The 15,008-nt window shown below is 45.5% G+C and carries 16 protein-coding genes; 8 read left to right on the top strand and 8 right to left on the bottom strand.

Annotated elements, in window-relative coordinates:
- Window positions 1-43: 43 nt before the first annotated feature.
- Window positions 44-1,474 carry a vWA domain-containing protein gene (locus N288_RS02595; RefSeq protein WP_022543313.1) on the bottom strand — a complete coding sequence of 477 codons (1,431 nt, stop codon included), beginning with the start codon at window positions 1,472-1,474 and terminating at the stop codon, window positions 44-46.
- A 206-nt stretch (window positions 1,475-1,680) separates the two neighbouring features.
- On the opposite strand from N288_RS02595, the gene N288_RS02600 reads away from it, so the two are divergent.
- The gene (locus tag N288_RS02600; RefSeq protein ID WP_009792352.1) at window positions 1,681-2,229 is read left to right on the top strand and encodes a glutathione peroxidase; all 549 of its coding nucleotides are present in this window, start codon (window positions 1,681-1,683) and stop codon (window positions 2,227-2,229) included.
- A 44-nt stretch (window positions 2,230-2,273) separates the two neighbouring features.
- On the opposite strand, the gene N288_RS02605 is transcribed toward N288_RS02600, so the two are convergent.
- Entirely contained in the window at window positions 2,274-2,867 is a 594-nt protein-coding gene (locus N288_RS02605) for a hypothetical protein (RefSeq protein ID WP_009792351.1), read from the bottom strand.
- Window positions 2,868-3,039: 172 nt separating this feature from the next.
- On the opposite strand from N288_RS02605, the gene N288_RS02610 reads away from it, so the two are divergent.
- Window positions 3,040-3,474: a DUF2383 domain-containing protein gene (locus tag N288_RS02610; protein ID WP_009792350.1), complete on the top strand. Its 435-nt coding sequence runs from the start codon at window positions 3,040-3,042 to the stop codon at window positions 3,472-3,474.
- 298 nt (window positions 3,475-3,772) lie between these two features.
- On the opposite strand, the gene N288_RS02615 is transcribed toward N288_RS02610, so the two are convergent.
- Entirely contained in the window at window positions 3,773-5,266 is a 1,494-nt protein-coding gene (locus tag N288_RS02615) for a peptide MFS transporter (protein ID WP_009792349.1), read from the bottom strand.
- Window positions 5,267-5,629: 363 nt separating this feature from the next.
- Window positions 5,630-6,337, bottom strand: coding sequence for a nitroreductase family protein (locus N288_RS02620; protein WP_009792347.1), 708 nt, complete (start codon window positions 6,335-6,337; stop codon window positions 5,630-5,632).
- A 223-nt stretch (window positions 6,338-6,560) separates the two neighbouring features.
- Here N288_RS02620 and N288_RS02625 point away from each other — a divergent pair, with 223 nt between their 5' ends.
- Window positions 6,561-6,926 carry a hypothetical protein gene (locus tag N288_RS02625; RefSeq protein WP_022543314.1) on the top strand — a complete coding sequence of 122 codons (366 nt, stop codon included), beginning with the start codon at window positions 6,561-6,563 and terminating at the stop codon, window positions 6,924-6,926.
- Window positions 6,927-6,967: 41 nt separating this feature from the next.
- Here the strand turns inward: N288_RS02625 and N288_RS02630 are convergent, their stop codons facing one another.
- The 3 genes from N288_RS02630 to N288_RS24990 form a co-directional block, all read right to left on the bottom strand.
- The gene (locus tag N288_RS02630; protein ID WP_009792345.1) at window positions 6,968-7,393 is read right to left on the bottom strand and encodes an RrF2 family transcriptional regulator; all 426 of its coding nucleotides are present in this window, start codon (window positions 7,391-7,393) and stop codon (window positions 6,968-6,970) included.
- Between the two features lie 138 nt (window positions 7,394-7,531).
- On the bottom strand, window positions 7,532-9,190 hold the full coding sequence (locus tag N288_RS02635; protein WP_009792344.1) for a glutamine--tRNA ligase/YqeY domain fusion protein: 1,659 nt from the start codon (window positions 9,188-9,190) through the stop codon (window positions 7,532-7,534).
- Between the two features lie 246 nt (window positions 9,191-9,436).
- Window positions 9,437-9,757, bottom strand: coding sequence for a hypothetical protein (locus tag N288_RS24990; RefSeq protein WP_141195024.1), 321 nt, complete (start codon window positions 9,755-9,757; stop codon window positions 9,437-9,439).
- A 52-nt stretch (window positions 9,758-9,809) separates the two neighbouring features.
- On the opposite strand from N288_RS24990, the gene N288_RS02645 reads away from it, so the two are divergent.
- Window positions 9,810-10,715, top strand: coding sequence for a hypothetical protein (locus N288_RS02645; RefSeq protein ID WP_022543315.1), 906 nt, complete (start codon window positions 9,810-9,812; stop codon window positions 10,713-10,715).
- A gap of 39 nt (window positions 10,716-10,754) precedes the next feature.
- Window positions 10,755-10,949 (top strand): hypothetical protein, encoded by a 195-nt coding sequence (locus N288_RS02650; RefSeq protein ID WP_009792341.1) that lies wholly within the window; start codon window positions 10,755-10,757, stop codon window positions 10,947-10,949.
- Between the two features lie 182 nt (window positions 10,950-11,131).
- Here N288_RS02650 and N288_RS02655 read toward each other — a convergent pair whose 3' ends face one another.
- The gene (locus N288_RS02655; RefSeq protein WP_009792339.1) at window positions 11,132-11,317 is read right to left on the bottom strand and encodes a hypothetical protein; all 186 of its coding nucleotides are present in this window, start codon (window positions 11,315-11,317) and stop codon (window positions 11,132-11,134) included.
- A 173-nt stretch (window positions 11,318-11,490) separates the two neighbouring features.
- Here N288_RS02655 and N288_RS02660 point away from each other — a divergent pair, with 173 nt between their 5' ends.
- The 3 genes from N288_RS02660 (at window position 11,491) to N288_RS02670 (ending at window position 15,007) form a co-directional block, all read left to right on the top strand.
- Complete coding sequence (locus tag N288_RS02660) at window positions 11,491-12,234, top strand: alpha/beta hydrolase (RefSeq protein ID WP_009792338.1); 744 nt, start codon at window positions 11,491-11,493, stop codon at window positions 12,232-12,234.
- A gap of 237 nt (window positions 12,235-12,471) precedes the next feature.
- A complete protein-coding gene (locus N288_RS02665; RefSeq protein WP_050767264.1) occupies window positions 12,472-13,629 on the top strand; it encodes an MFS transporter in 1,158 nt (385 codons plus the stop codon).
- Between the two features lie 181 nt (window positions 13,630-13,810).
- The gene (locus N288_RS02670; protein ID WP_009792336.1) at window positions 13,811-15,007 is read left to right on the top strand and encodes a class I SAM-dependent rRNA methyltransferase; all 1,197 of its coding nucleotides are present in this window, start codon (window positions 13,811-13,813) and stop codon (window positions 15,005-15,007) included.
- The last annotated feature ends 1 nt before the right edge of the window (window position 15,008 follow it).

Raw genomic sequence — 15,008 nt, forward strand, 5'->3', positions numbered from 1 at the left:
AGGAAAACGAAAAAGCCCTGGCAATGTCCGGGGCTTTTTCACATTAGTTTTCGTCCTTTAATACCTCATACCATTTATCCTTCCAGGCTTCTACTTTACCGTTGATTTCATCTCTTGCCTTTTGTGCTTCTTCTTCTTTTTGTTCGTATAAGTCCTTGAAATGCGAGTCGCGGATTTCATGCCTGGTTTCCGCCAGTTCCTCCGCTTCTTCTGCCGCCTCAGGACTGATCAGCTCTTCGCTCTCCAGGAAAGACACTGCACTTTTAATCCTGTCTTTCTCTCTATCTGATATTAATCTGATCGGGTTCGATATATCAAGGAGCCTTTCTTTCTGGTCTACCGTCTCATGCAATGGTACTCCCAGCTGGGAAAATATCTGGCCCAGGCTCGGCTTCCATTTTTTCAGCACCTGGTCCTCCAGCTCATCTTTATCCCTTACAGTTGCATAAGTTCCGCCGCCCGCCTCCGCAACCTCCTTCAGCTGTTTTTGCCCTTCGTCATCAACATCGAAGCCAATGATATTGACCTTTGCCTCAATATTGCTGCCCTGAAGCTGCTGTGCTGCTTCTACAGGATCTCCGTCACAGGTCTCGACCCCATCGCTGACAATATAGAGGGTGTTTTTATAATCCGTGCTGTTATAGGCGGACAAAAGCTCCCGTGCTTTGTCAATCGCTCCAGCCAGCGGGGTCCAGCCGCTTGCCTCAAATGAATCCATGGATTTGTTGAAGGCAGTTTTCTCATAGGCCCCCAAAGGAAATACCTCATCAATGCGGCTGCAGGATTCAGCTTTATCTTCATCGTTCCCTGTTCCTACATGGCCGTAAGCCATTAAGGAAACACTGGCATCATCCTCCAGAGAACTTGTAAATTCCTTGATGGTTTCTTTGGCAAGCATCATTTTATTGCCGCCGCTGACATCAGCTTTCATGCTTCCGCTTGCATCCATTAAAATGACTATATTAGATTTCTGGTTCTTTGCCTGCTGGATTTCATCTTCTCCATCAGGGAGTTCTGGCATCTCATGACCATGCTCAAAGGAAACAAGTTCCTCATAGTAGGACTGGTATAAACCTGAGCCCAGCTGATAGACCAGATAGTCGTATACCTGGCTGCCGGATAAATCCTTCTGCTCAGAGAAATATGCTTTCATTTCTTTCTCTGCTGCCGGCTGGAGTGTCTCTTCATTAAAACCGGTATATTTTTTGGCGTCCCATAGATCGGCAATCTCCACCTCAGGTTCCAGTTTGCCTTCAAGTATCTTTCCGTGCTTTTGTGCAACCATGCCCTCAATATCGTCCGCTGCTTCTGGTATCTTTTCATCGGAAGATGTTTCCTGTTCCCGGGCTTCCTCCTGGGGCGGATCATTTTTCTTTTCGCCTGAAGCCTTTTCATCTTCCCCGCTGCAGCCTGCCAGAACCATGATGCATAGAAGTGCGAGTAATCTCGCAAGAATATGTATTTTTCTTTTCATTGTTCTGCCCTCCTCTTTAGAGATTTTACAATATTTACTAAGCCGCTGCCCTTTTTTACCCGAAATCAGGCATTTAGTAACCCGCTTAATTAGAAATATAGGAAAAAAGAGGTCCAGAGAGTTTAAACTTTCTAAACAAGGGAAATGTCTTTATAGTTATAAAGAACTATTATATAAGGACTATAGAGATAGATGGGGGAATTACAATGAGTGTTTATCAATTTTCAGCTCCGGCCATGAACGGAAGACAAATCTCTCTGGAGGAATACAGGGGGAAGGTAATGCTGATTGTCAATACAGCAAGCCAGTGCGGCTTTACTTTTCAATATCAGGATCTGCAGAAGCTTTACGACCGCTACAAAGAAAAAGGGCTGGTGGTATTAGGTTTCCCGTGCAATCAATTTGATAATCAGGAGCCTGGGAGTGATGAGGAAGTCCAATCCTTCTGTGAGCTCCGCTATGGTGTATCATTCCCGATGTTTCAAAAAATGGATGTGCGCGACGGAAATGCCCATCCTTTATTCAATTACCTGACTGCACAGAAGCCATTCGAAGGATTCAATGAGAATCATCCGGTTGCAAGAGTCCTCATTCCTCTGTTGAAGGAAAAGCATCCTGAATACCTGTTCGGCGACTCAATCAAATGGAACTTCACAAAGTTTTTGATAGATGCAGAGGGAAATGTAATACGGAGGTTTGAGGCTACGACAGATCCGTTCGAGATGGAAGCGGACATAGAACAGCTGCTGGGCTAATAGCAAAAAGGAGCTCCATTGCCGGAGCTCCTTTTTGTCTGCAGTTATTCCGGGAACTCCCTGGTCACCTGGATGCCTTTTTCCTGGAGCTTCACATTAAAGATCGGATAAGCCTTCCGTACGGTTTCTGTAATGAGGAAGCTGTACTGTTCCCCGTCCTTAAACACAAATGTCAGATTCTTATCCTTCAGTCCATTTTTTTCTTCGACAGCAATCTGCTTCGCTTCCTCTACATCCGCCCACAGAAATTCCTTTTCGCCAAAGCCGAAGAAGGGATTGATATAAATGCCATTGCCGTTCATATAGTGATAATGGTCTACACTCAAGACGGACAGCAGGATGCTTGCAAAGATGCCCGCAGCAATCAATCCCTTGGCCATTTTATTTTTTGCCAAGCCGGAAATCATCAGGAGCAGGCTGAGACTCAATAAAATGAGGGAGCCGGTGAAAATAAAGTAGGCTGATCTCGGCGGTTCCAGAAACCAGTATCCGAATGGATGATACAGGGCCTGCTGAAGAGGGAGCAGCACCACCAGCGGTATAAAGAATGATCCCAGCAGAAGAACAAAGGAAATGCCGAGGATATATTGATTTTTGTCCCGTTTCTTTTTTTTAGTAATGGTATAGCTGCTGGACATTGTTGAACCACCTCTGATTTGATAATACCAGACAGTCATCATAAAAATAAGAAAAATTTTAATAATTCTACCAAATGGAATGGATATAGTTTTGGGTTTACCATTTTGAATGTTATTGGAAGGTTTAGATTACACTATTAATGCTAGAAACTATTTAAGGTGGGGACAAAAGGTGGACAATCACTCAGTTGCCAAGGAGCTGAATAAGTTCCTGAAAGGGATTTACATGGGCATCCATGCATACGAGCATTTCATTGAAAAACTTGACGATGAAGGTGTCAGAGCCGAATTCCAGAGAATGCAGCAGGAGCACAAACATAATGCGGCCCTGATTGCGGAAAGAATCCAAAACCTTGGGGCTGTACCTGCTGACGATGAAGGCATAGCCGGTTCCATTCAAGGATATATCAGCAGTCTCTTCCTGCCGGACAGCCAGGATGCCATAGTCGATAAAACCCTTACCGGCGAAGACTATTATGCCATCCAAATGTCCGAAGAAAACGTAAGAGGCGACCTCGACCCAGAAAGCCGCCGACTGGTTGAAACTGTCCTCGACACAGACCGGAAGCATGTGGAATATTTGAATACATTGAAGGGGAGAGTCTGAAGCCTTGTCTAAGAGCAAGGGTACTAAAGGGGTCAGCCAAACAAATTATTAAACCCTGCTGATTGGAGTGGAAGGCACGAAGACTCCTCATAAAATGCAGCGCGCAGCGTAAGAAGGCTCAGCGTCGCCCCGCGGAAAGCGAAGTGCCTGGAACGGAAATCAGCAGACTACATTTGAGGAAGTATCCAGGTAACTGATCAAAGAACTACATAAAATTAGAATCGGATTGCAAAAAAAGTATCAAACCCATTTATAAGCAAAACAAAGGCAGTGCACTCAAAATGCACTGCCTTTGCGATTATTTAATACCCTTCATCAATCTCTGAATAGAAGGTGACATGAAAATCAGGACGCCGCCTAAAACGACAGCCAAAAGTCCAAGCGTACCAAAATACATAATCTCATTATTAGGATCATACAGCTTAACAAGCTGAGCATTTACCGCCTGTGCCGCTGCATTGGATAAGAACCATAAGCTCATCGTCTGAGCCGAGAATGCCGCCGGCGCAAGCTTTGTTGTAGCTGACAGCCCTACAGGGGACAGGCACAGCTCACCGATAACGACAAGGAAGAAGCTCAGTACAAGCCATAATGGATTAACCAAAGATTCCCCGCCGCTCATATAAGCAGGGATAATCAGGACAAGGAAAGACAAGCCCGCGAAAATCAAGCCAAGTGAGAACTTCTTAGGCGTTGATGGCTGCCTGTTTCCTAACTTAACCCATAGCCACGCAAACAATGGTGCGAGTGCGATAATGAACAATGGATTAAGGGACTGGAACCATGAAGCCTGCAGGTGGATGCCTGCAAAATCCAGGTCAGTACGCTTGTCCGCATATTGAGCAAGGATGATGGAACCTTGTTCCTGGATCGCCCAGAACATAACCGATGCTATAAACAGCGGGATGTAGGCGATAATTCTTGACCGCTCATCTGAAGTTGTTTTCGGACTGCGGTACATCACAATAAAGTATGCGGTCGGAATGGCAATCCCGAGGATACTGATCAGTACCGTGAAGCGGTTAATCGTTAAGAATCCGGTTGAAATACTGATAAAAGCAATAATAGCAATAATAACTGCGGCAATGGCAATGCGGCCGAATACTTTTTTGCGCTCTTCAGGGAGCAGCGGGTTTGGTACATAGCTGCCTGCAAGCCCAAGGTTTTTCTTTCTTGTAGCAAGATAAGTGATCAATCCAATCAGCATACCGATTGCTGCAATGCCGAAGCCCCAATGGAAGTTATACTTTTCACCGATTGTTCCGACAATTAACGGCGCAATGAAAGCACCAGCGTTGATTCCCATATAGAAAATCGAGAAACCTGAATCACGGCGGACATCTTCCTTGCTGTAAAGGTCGCCGACAACGCTTGAAACGTTAGGCTTTAATAGACCTGTACCAATGACAATCAATGCCATGGAGATGAACAGGGCTGTAATGCCTCCAGGGAATGCAAGGGCAATATGGCCAAGCATAATCAAGACCCCGCCGTAGAATACGGTCCTGGCAGTTCCGAGTATACGGTCGGCAATCCAGCCTCCGATTACCCCGGACATATATACGAGTGAGCCGTACACGGCCATTACAGAAGCGGCTGTCGTCTCATCGATCCCAAGCCCGCCCTTAGAAACTTCGTAATACATATAGTATAGTAGGATAGCTTTCATCCCATAGTAGGAGAAGCGTTCCCAGAACTCTGTGAAGAAGAGCGTAAACAAGCCCTTAGGGTGGCCGAAAAAGCCTTTCTGCGGCACACTATTCACAATTTTCTGTTTATCAAAAGCTGTCATTTTTCTGCCTCCTTTAGTACAAAAACCATCATACTAAAATTGAATTGCGATTGTCAAAAAATTTTGGGGATATAATAAAAAAGTACCAGGTATCTATACCATATATCTACTCCTTTTTCTTTATTTGGAAACAATTGTGAGTTTACCCTATAATCCTTGCCTGAAACCAGGATAAATGAATCATTAATGGTATGGTATTTCAGGCGCTGGGTCTTGCCAGTCCTGCAGCTTTTCGGGCTTTCTGTTTATAAGATGCCCTTTTAGAGAATAAAACTAATCCCTATAGGTATAAATAACTCCCGCTCCTATCCTCACGATTCAAGCCGCAAAAAATACCCGGGCATCCTGGCCCGGGCAAGTTGATTAGAATCTGTTCCAGTTTAAAACATCATCCAAAGGCAGGCGGTTTTTCTCAAAGCCGGCCTTTTTGCCTTTTCCTAAGGAAATAAGCATTACTGGCTTGAAGTTTTCCGGCACATTAAAGGCTTCAATAAATTGCCCTTCGTCATAGCCGCCCATAGGAACCGTGTCATAGCCTTTTGCTTTAGCTGCCAGCATCAGCTGCATAGAGACAAGGCCGCCGTCGATCATAGCAGTCTTAAGTGCTCTCTCATCAGAGAAACCGCCATAGGTCTTCATAATGGATGCTACATAGGAATCTTTGATTTCTTCCGTCATGCGGCCCATCTTTACAAGGCCTCCGTAAATTTCACCTGCATTCTTATACGCGTCTACATCCGCAAGTACTGCAACTACGACAGAAGCATCTGTGATCTGCTGCTGGTTGTTTGCGATTGGCAGCAGTTCTTTTTTCGCTTCCTGGTCCTTGATGACTAGGAATCTCCATGGCTGGAGGTTAGAAGAAGACGGTGCCAGGATGGCTGCTTCAAGGATTTCACGGATTTCACTGTCTTCCATCATATAATCGGCATCATACTGGCGGACAGAGCGGCGCTCTTTTGCCACCGTGAAGAAATCTGTATCTTCCAGCTCCTTTGGCGCTTCAGTGGTCTGGTCAAGATCTTTTACTTTATTTAAATACTCTTCTTTGCTCATTGTATTATCACTCATCTATTCCATCTCCCTTTAACTGTGGTTATTACAAGAACAGTATATGGCGTTACTGTTCTTTTGTCAAACACAGTTTATATTCCAATAAATAATAGGCATGAAAAGGGAAGACAGTCTATTTGCCGGTGAAAAGTCTTTTGTAAGGATAGGATTACCTTCCTGACTCAGAAAGCTGAAACCAATTGTATCCCGGCCCGTAGATGTTATAAAAGGAGGGATGGTTTTGCAGGTTGATTATAAGCCGGCTTCAGAGCAGGTGCTGAAAGCTAATAAAGGAATATCTGTTCAAAAACTGCTCAACATTGCCGGGAGCTTCATGCTGCTAGGCCTGCTGATCAGCATTTTTACTGTACCATTTTCATTAAATGAAGAGCTGCAGCTGTATTATGATAACAGGCTGGTCTTGAAGGGAGAAAAGCTGGAGGAATTTCTGTCTTTTGTTGTTGCAGCAGGCTTTGCCTACTTCATGCTGGTCCGGCTGTATTTTTACACAGCGGAGACTTTTCTATATTTTTTTGTGGTTGATACTGATCGACTCCATCATCATGGTATTTCTATTATACGGATCTCATTAACATCCGCTGCGTGAATATAAAAAAGGAAACGAAACACAATGATGTCCCGTTTCCTTTATTTTTTACCCATCAGGTCTTTAAGGGTCTTTTCTTCTAATCCGTTCAGGATCCATTGCTCCATTTCATTCTTCAGGCCGGATAAGGCACTGCGGGTGCATGGTTCAAAGCACTCTTTGCTGCTGACATCCAGGAAACCTTTTGAGAATGGCTCTGCGCGCATTCCCGCATATACATCAGAGAGCCTGATATCCTCCGGCGGTTTTGCGAGAAAATATCCGCCGTCCCGGCCTTCCTTGGCCTGGACAAGGCCTTCCTTAACCAAATTCCGCAAAATCTTCCGCAGAAACCCTGATTCTGAACCGATTTTGTCCGCTAGCCTTGCGCTCGGGCACAGGCCTTCATTGTCTGCCATAATAAGCAAAGCCTGCAGGGCCAGGCTGAACCATCTTATGCTGGAGGCAGAGGATGTTTTCTCGTTCAATATACTCACCTCTGCTTTAACTGTATCGTATTTTCTGCTAAAAAGACAATCCCCTTGAAAAAATTGTTAGAAAAAAGAGAACGGCTCTGCGGCCGTTCTCCTCCTGAAAATAGCACCCACTGGCTGGTGGCTTTGCTTTTATAATTTAAATGAGCTCTTCAGCGAAACGATCCGGTTAAATACAATGTGATCTTCTGCTGTATGCTTTGGATCGACATTGAAATAGCCGTGGCGGAAGAACTGGAACTTATCTTGAGGCTTGACATCCTTCATGTTCGGCTCGATGAAGCCGTTGACGATTTCCAGAGAATTTTCATTCACGTGGTCAAGGAAGGTCTTGCCTTCATTTTCTTCACTGTTCAATTCTTCGTCAAGGATCAGCGGCTCATACAGGCGGAATTCAGCCGGAACTGCCTGGGATGCCTCGACCCAGTGGATGGTCCCTTTTACCTTCCGTCCGGTAAAGCCGGTGCCGCTCTTGGTTTCCGGATCATATGTGCAATGGATTTCAACCACTTCACCGTTTTCATCCTTGATGACATCTTCACATTTAATGAAGTATGCATGCTTCAGACGCACTTCATTTCCAGGGAAGAGGCGGAAATATTTCTTTGGCGGATCTTCCATGAAATCATCCTGCTCGATATAAATTTCTCTTGAAAACGGAATCTGGCGGCTGCCCATTTCCGGGTTCTCCGGATTGATTTCCGCTTCGAGCATTTCTGTCTGTCCTTCAGGATAATTGGTAATCACAACCTTCAGCGGCTTCAGGATTCCCATTGTCCGAGGGGAAGACAGCTTGAGGTCTTCACGGACAAAATGCTCAAGCATCGCAGTATCAACGGCTCCGGACCCTTTTGAGACGCCTGTCGCTTCAACAAATTCACGGATGGCGCCAGGTGTAAAGCCTTTTCTTCTCAGCCCTGAAACGGTCGGCATGCGCGGGTCATCCCAGCCATCCACATACTTTTCGTCGACCAGCTGCTTCAGCTTTCTTTTGCTCATAACTGTGTTGATCAGGTTCAGGCGCCCGAACTCAATCTGCTGAGGCTTGCTTTCCATCTCACAAGCTTCAATGACCCAGTTATAAAGCGGTCTTTGATCCTCGAATTCTGTTGTGCAGAGAGAGTGGGTGACGCCCTCGATTGCATCCTCGATCGGATGGGCAAATGCATACATAGGATAAATGCACCATTTGTCGCCTGTGTTATGGTGATGGGCATGTGATACACGGTAAATGACCGGATCCCTCAGGTTAATATTAGGTGAGCTCATATCAATTTTTGCTCTGAGCACCTTTTCTCCATTCTGGAATTCTCCTGCACGCATACGCTTGAAGAGATCAAGATTTTCCTCGACAGAACGGCTGCGGTATGGGCTTTCCTTTCCGGGCTCTGTCAAAGTTCCGCGATATTCCCTGATTTCATCTGCATTCAGGTCATCAACATAAGCAAGGTCTTTTTTGATCAGCAGGACTGCACGCTCGTACATTTCCTCAAAATAATCGGAAGCAAAGCGAAGCTCCTCCCATTCAAACCCCAGCCATTTGACATCTTCTTTAATGGCATCCACATACTCCTGGTCTTCTTTCAGCGGATTGGTATCATCAAAGCGCAGATTGGTTTTGCCGTTAAAATCATCGGCGAGTCCAAAGTTGATGATGATTGACTTTGCGTGTCCAATATGAAGATAGCCGTTCGGCTCTGGAGGGAAGCGGGTAACGACTTCATTCCTTTTTCCGGATTCCAGGTCCTCCTTAATGATCGTGCGAATAAAATTGGATGAGTTTTGTTCCAAACCAGTATCAGCCTTTCTTTTATATACTTTAGGAAATTATAGAATTTTTTTGCCTGAAGCTCAATCGGCTCCAAACATTTTTTATTAAAATAGCCCTTTTTTAAAATGGCTGTGTTGAACATTGTCGGTGATTTTAGCCTCATGTGTGTGAAACCCTGTTTCACACGCATTTCAGCATAGCTGAATGAGCCCAAAATCAACATGCAGTTACAATAGTCTAAAAAACTGGGCTCGTTCACTTATAGTCTAATGGAATCTGAAAAGATATGCCATGAACTTAATACTACTCATTAAGGAGGATAAAAACAAGGAGCAGGTAAGCAAAATAAGGAAAGCGGAGGGGCTGGGCGGGAAAAAACTTTTGGGCAAAGCTGCCTGCCGGCCTGCGGCTGCATACAATAGCTTTATGTACCCATCTTCATTGCTCTTGAGCCAGGCTGCTGCTCCAATTGAAGCGAAAGAACTAGGGGAGAAATCTTCCTGGTATGATAAACTGTTAAGGTAATATAATGGATCATATGGTTTTTTTACCCACAGGCTAATATCGTTTCCGAATCTTTCAATCACACCATGAACCTCCAACATTGCTGAATGACGAACAGGCTAAAGGGGGATGAAAATGGAAAGGATGATGGTTAAAGATCTGCCTGTCATTGAAGATAAGGTAAGGAAATGGTCTGCGATCGTGTATTGGACGGGAGTAGGGATCATCATATTGCTTGCAGCTATCAGCTTATATCATGCTGCGCAGCTGCCGGATGGCGCGGGCCAGCCGGATGCAGGCAGCCAGGCCGCTGCACAGGAAACGGTCACAAGCCTGATTATCAAGCCGATTGCCGAGTCGCCGAAATTCCAGGTCATTTTTGAATATCTTTTCTACCTGCTTTTATGGCTGCTGCTCTGGCTTTTAGTGCCTTCCGCATCCAGGAGGATCATCCGCTTCAAGCTCGGAAATCTGGAGTTTGACCTGGACCAGAGCCAGAAGGAAGTCATATCCATCATTGATGACCAGATGAGAAAGTTTAAATTCCTGACGTATTTAATGAAGGAAGAAAACAAGAATGTCCTGAAAACGAGCTTTGATTCGGAGCATCCCAGATTCCATGATGCCCTCGATTTTGCACTTGCCAAAATGCAGGAATTCTATTTAAGTGAATGGGATGAACATCTTACCTTTGAAGTAATGACGCTTGCCGAGTTTCATCAGGCATCATTTCCTTCGGCTGTAAAGAGGTCGCTCGAGCTTGTGGACTTATACAAAACAGGGATCCCGATCAACAAGGAAAATCCGGAAGTTATCCATGATAAAAATTATCTGGTTTATACCACCTCAGAAGAGGAAAATATTTATACAAGCGGTACAGAAGTCGTCGACTATGTCATTTGTGTTTCAAGCTACAGATCTGAATTCAATGAAAATGACGGCTATCTGGTCGCAGGCATTACTTCCCTTGTTTCGGAGCTCCATAAACGGGCATGGGAGAACTTGGGGCTTACAAAGCTTCGGGAAAGATTGAATCTTTAGCCCTAATGAGGTAAACTTATAGTAAAGAGGTGGTTAAAAATGTCAGCCAAAAAGCATGTGTTAAAAGTCCAGAAGCCAAGTGGCGAGGAAGACATTTTTGATTTTGATCGGTTATTCAAAGATGCTGCCAATTATAATAAAAAAGCAGACCAGCAGGATATTCAATATCCTCGCGGAGCATCAATATCAAGGAAAAGCTCCATCGTGAAAGGACTTTTCGCTGCCAAGGCCTGATGAATCGGCAAGGCTGGTCCAAAGAGGACCGGCTGCAGGCATTTGGCAGGGCTGAAATAAAAAACGCCCGATTCACGGGCGGCAAGCAGTATCTTGGGATTCTGGAAAAGATCCGCTGATTCCGGCCTGATAGTTTTTTAGATGGACAAGCCATAAGGGCTCTTGTAACTTGCGTATGCAGGTTATTTTTTTATGCCCAGATATTTGGACAAGAACTGCTGCATATTGTGGCTGTTTCCAACGATTTGGGAAGACCGGTGCACCTTATTGATGGGGCTGCCTTTTGGGTATTGGATTTCCCGCTGTCCCTTTTTATGAAAAAAGCTTTCTGCATTGGCAAATAGCTTTGAGAAATTAAATTCATCCATTTCTGTTTTCCGCCTCCAACTCGACTGCTCTCCTTATTGTATTCTATGCAGGCAGTACTATACGGGAAATGAAATTTGTGTGTATAGAGAAAAACGGGCTTTTTTCCGGAGCTGGCAGGGTTTGCGGCATAGGGAGTCGAACTTTTTCAAAGTGAGAAAGAGGAGGGAAAGAAATGGCGGATAACTATCCAGTATTAAACGGAGCAGAACCCTTTTATTATGAAGGCGGCAGGACAGGCATCCTGGTTTCGCACGGTTTTACAGGCTCGACACAAAGCATGCGGCCGCTCGGGGAGGCATATGCGAAAGCAGGCTATACGGTCTGCGGCCCAAGGCTTAAAGGCCATGGGACCCATTATGAGGAAATGGAGCAAACGCAGTACAGCGACTGGATTGCAAGCATTGAAGAAGGCTTTCAATGGCTGAAAGAACGGTGCGACGATATTTTCGTCACAGGCTTATCCATGGGAGGGACACTTACTCTTTATATGGCTGAGAAGCATTCCGAAATCAAGGCCATTATCCCAATTAATGCTGCCGTAGAGATTTCGGATATGGAAGGTGCTGCAGCCCTTCAGGACGCCCGCTTCCTCGATGCCATCGGCTCAGATATAAAGAAAGCTGATGTAAAAGAGCTGGCCTATGAGAAGACCCCGGTCAAATCCATCGGTGAAATCGTCCAGTTAATGGAGCTGGTAAAAGGAGGGCTGGCTGACATACAGTGCCCGGCATTGATTTTTGTTTCCAGCGAAGACCATGTTGTCCCGCCTGATAATTCCCGGCTCATCCTTGACCGCATCTCAAGCAAAGACAAAAAACTGATTACGATGGAAAACAGCTATCATGTCGCCACGCTCGATAATGATCAGCAGCTGATCATTGATGAGACCTTGGCGTTTATAAAAAAATATCAATAAGAACGGGGGGCTGCGGCCTCCCTTTTTTTGTGGGAGCAGGACAAAAATACAGCATTGCCATCAATTAAATAACTGTGTTAACATTTAGTGAATCGAAATATATTCTCTATAGAAGATCTGTTCGAGCCTTTTATATGCTCGTAAAAGTTAAATACTGCACAAGTTTTTATTTTTTTGAAAAGGGGGCTTTACCGCTTGAGTGAACAAAAAGAAAAGCTTTGGACGAAATCCTTCGTCATGCTGATGGCAGGGAATCTGTTTGTCTTTATGTCCTTTCAAATGCTGATCCCGACAATGCCGCCATACATAAAATCAATAGGCGCCTCCGGCTTGGAAATCGGCCTGGTCACAACTCTATTCTCTGCTGGCGCAATTCTGTGCAGGCCCTTTATCGGCTATATGCTTGAGTACAGGACAAGAAAGCCCCTCGTCCTGGCCGGTGCAGCCGCCCTGCTGCTGATTACTTTGGTTTACCCGCTTTCCAGCGTGGTTGTTATGTTTCTTCTCTTCAGGCTAGTGCACGGGCTTGCCTGGGGCTGGTCGACGACTGTCAACGGGACGGCAGCGGTAGATGTTGTTCCGAACTCCCGCCTCGGCGAGGGGATGGGCTATTATGGGCTGTCTGTGACTCTCGGGATGATCATAGCCCCCAGCCTGGGCATTTATTTATTCCAGGTTACGACCTTTGAAAATCTGGTTTATATATCGGCCGGTCTTGGCATTATCAGCATCATACTCCTGTCGCTGGTGAGCTACAGAACGCCCCAGTCGGTTAAGGAAGCGAAAAAAGAGGAATTAGCTTTCTCTTATTTAGGGTCACTGATTGAAAAAACGAGCTGGTACCCGGCACTTATCACGGTCATCGTTACCTTCGGCTATGGATCCATTGTCACGTTCATTGTCATTTTTGGGGAAGAGCGGGGAATAGAGCAGATTTTCCTTTTCTACCTGTTCAATGCCGTACTGGCATCGGCCTCGCGTCCTGCAGCTGGAAAATGGTTTGACAGAAATGGGCCGAGAGGGCTCGTCCTGTTCTGTACACTCATTACATTCGCCGGGATGTGGGTGCTGTCCTTTGCCCATTCTAATGTTTTGATTGCTGCAGCCGGAGTTCTTTTCGGGATCGGCTTCGGATCACTGATTCCGACGCTTCAGTCGTGGACATTGTCCCTTACGCCGCCAAACCGCAGAGGTGTTGCCAATGGCATGTTCTTTTCAGCCATCGACCTTGGCATCGGATTGAGCGGACTGGTATTCGGCGTCATAGCCCAGTACGTGGAAACAGGCAGGCTGTTCCAAATCTCGAGTATCTTCCTGCTGATTGCCATCGCCATGATCATGGCCGAAGGGCGGAGGCGAAAAAACAGCATAAAAAAACAGGCTGCTGCCGTATAAGGCCGGGGATGCTTCCCTGGTCTTTTCTTTGCTGGGCTGGTGGCTGCGGGATTTTTGACACCCTTCTTCTTTAGAATTTTCTCAGCGATTGGCTTCTCCTGCGGCTGGAATGATAAGATAGAACCAAAAGATACAGCTGGCAAACAGGGCAGCTGATCTCAGGATATAGAAGGGTGATAATATGGCACAGGAAATAAAGCTGCGTCTGAAGGCGCGTTCTGATGAAGAGTATAGAAAAGGGCTGCCCCTTGTTTATAAAGATAGAATAGAGAATCTTGCGGATCTGAAGGAGGAGGGGGCAATCTTCCGCCTTGCAGACAGCAGGAACAAATTCATCGGCAAAGGCTATTATGGCCTGCAGAATAAAGGCTGCGGCTGGATCCTGACGCGTGATGAGCAAGAAGTGATCGACCAGGGATTTTTTGAGAAAAAACTTCAGAAGGCTCTTAAGCATCGGGAATCTTTCTTCAACAGCTCTGATACGACTGCTTTCCGCGTTTTCAATGGCGAAGGCGACGGGATCGGCGGGCTGACAATCGATTATTTTGCCGGCTATTATCTGCTGACTTGGTACAGTGAAGGCATATACCGATTTAAGGAAGAAATCCTGCAGTCTTTAAGGAATCTTGCTGATTTTAAAGGGATCTACGAAAAGAAACGCTTTGATGCGAAAGGCTCTTATATGGAGGATGATGACTTTGTTGAAGGAGAGCGCGGAGAGTTCCCGCTCATTGTCAAAGAAAATGGCGAAAACTTTGCCATCTACCTGAACGATGGAGCAATGACAGGCGTGTTCCTTGACCAGCGCGATGTCAGAAAAACAATCAGGGATGTATATGCAAAGGGCAGGACAGTCCTCAATACGTTTTCCTATACAGGGGCCTTCTCCATTTTTGCGGCAAAAGGCGGAGCAGTGAAAACGACAAGCGTGGACCTTGCGAACAGGAGCAAAAGCAAAACGATTGAACAGTTCAGCATCAATGGGATCGACTATGAGGCAAAGGATATCATTGTAGAGGATGTTTTCAATTATTTTAAATATGCCGTAAGGAAAAAGCTTCTTTTTGATATGGTGATCCTCGATCCTCCAAGCTTTGCCCGCTCCAAGAAGCATACCTTCAGTGCAAGCAAGGATTATAAGAACCTGCTGAAGGAAGCGATTGCGATTACGGAAAAGGATGGCATCATCGTCGCCTCTACCAACTGCAGCACCTTTGGAATGAGCAAGTTCAAAGGATTTATTGAAGCCGCCTTTAAGGAAAGCGGCGGAAAGTACAAGCTGCTGGAGGAATTCTCCCTGCCAAAGGATTTTCGGACCATCAGTGAGTTCAAGGAAGGGAATTATTTAAAAGTGGCATTCATTCGTAAACTGTCTTGAG

It is taken from the genome of Bacillus infantis NRRL B-14911, assembly GCF_000473245.1.
In the GTDB taxonomy this organism is placed as follows: Bacteria; Bacillota; Bacilli; order Bacillales; family Cytobacillaceae; genus Bacillus_AB; species Bacillus_AB infantis.

What these genes read in the sequence shown, in the direction of transcription:
- N288_RS02595 (WP_022543313.1), bottom strand. Translation starts at nt 1,474, where the DNA reads ATGAAAAGAAAAATACATATTCTTGCGAGATTACTCGCACTTCTATGC.
- N288_RS02600 (WP_009792352.1), top strand. Translation starts at nt 1,681, where the DNA reads ATGAGTGTTTATCAATTTTCAGCTCCGGCCATGAACGGAAGACAAATC.
- N288_RS02605 (WP_009792351.1), bottom strand. Translation starts at nt 2,867, where the DNA reads ATGTCCAGCAGCTATACCATTACTAAAAAAAAGAAACGGGACAAAAAT.
- N288_RS02615 (WP_009792349.1), bottom strand. Translation starts at nt 5,266, where the DNA reads ATGACAGCTTTTGATAAACAGAAAATTGTGAATAGTGTGCCGCAGAAA.
- N288_RS02620 (WP_009792347.1), bottom strand. Translation starts at nt 6,337, where the DNA reads ATGAGTGATAATACAATGAGCAAAGAAGAGTATTTAAATAAAGTAAAA.
- N288_RS02645 (WP_022543315.1), top strand. Translation starts at nt 9,810, where the DNA reads ATGGAAAGGATGATGGTTAAAGATCTGCCTGTCATTGAAGATAAGGTA.
- N288_RS02650 (WP_009792341.1), top strand. Translation starts at nt 10,755, where the DNA reads ATGTCAGCCAAAAAGCATGTGTTAAAAGTCCAGAAGCCAAGTGGCGAG.
- N288_RS02655 (WP_009792339.1), bottom strand. Translation starts at nt 11,317, where the DNA reads ATGGATGAATTTAATTTCTCAAAGCTATTTGCCAATGCAGAAAGCTTT.
- N288_RS02660 (WP_009792338.1), top strand. Translation starts at nt 11,491, where the DNA reads ATGGCGGATAACTATCCAGTATTAAACGGAGCAGAACCCTTTTATTAT.
- N288_RS02665 (WP_050767264.1), top strand. Translation starts at nt 12,472, where the DNA reads ATGCTGATGGCAGGGAATCTGTTTGTCTTTATGTCCTTTCAAATGCTG.
- N288_RS02670 (WP_009792336.1), top strand. Translation starts at nt 13,811, where the DNA reads ATGGCACAGGAAATAAAGCTGCGTCTGAAGGCGCGTTCTGATGAAGAG.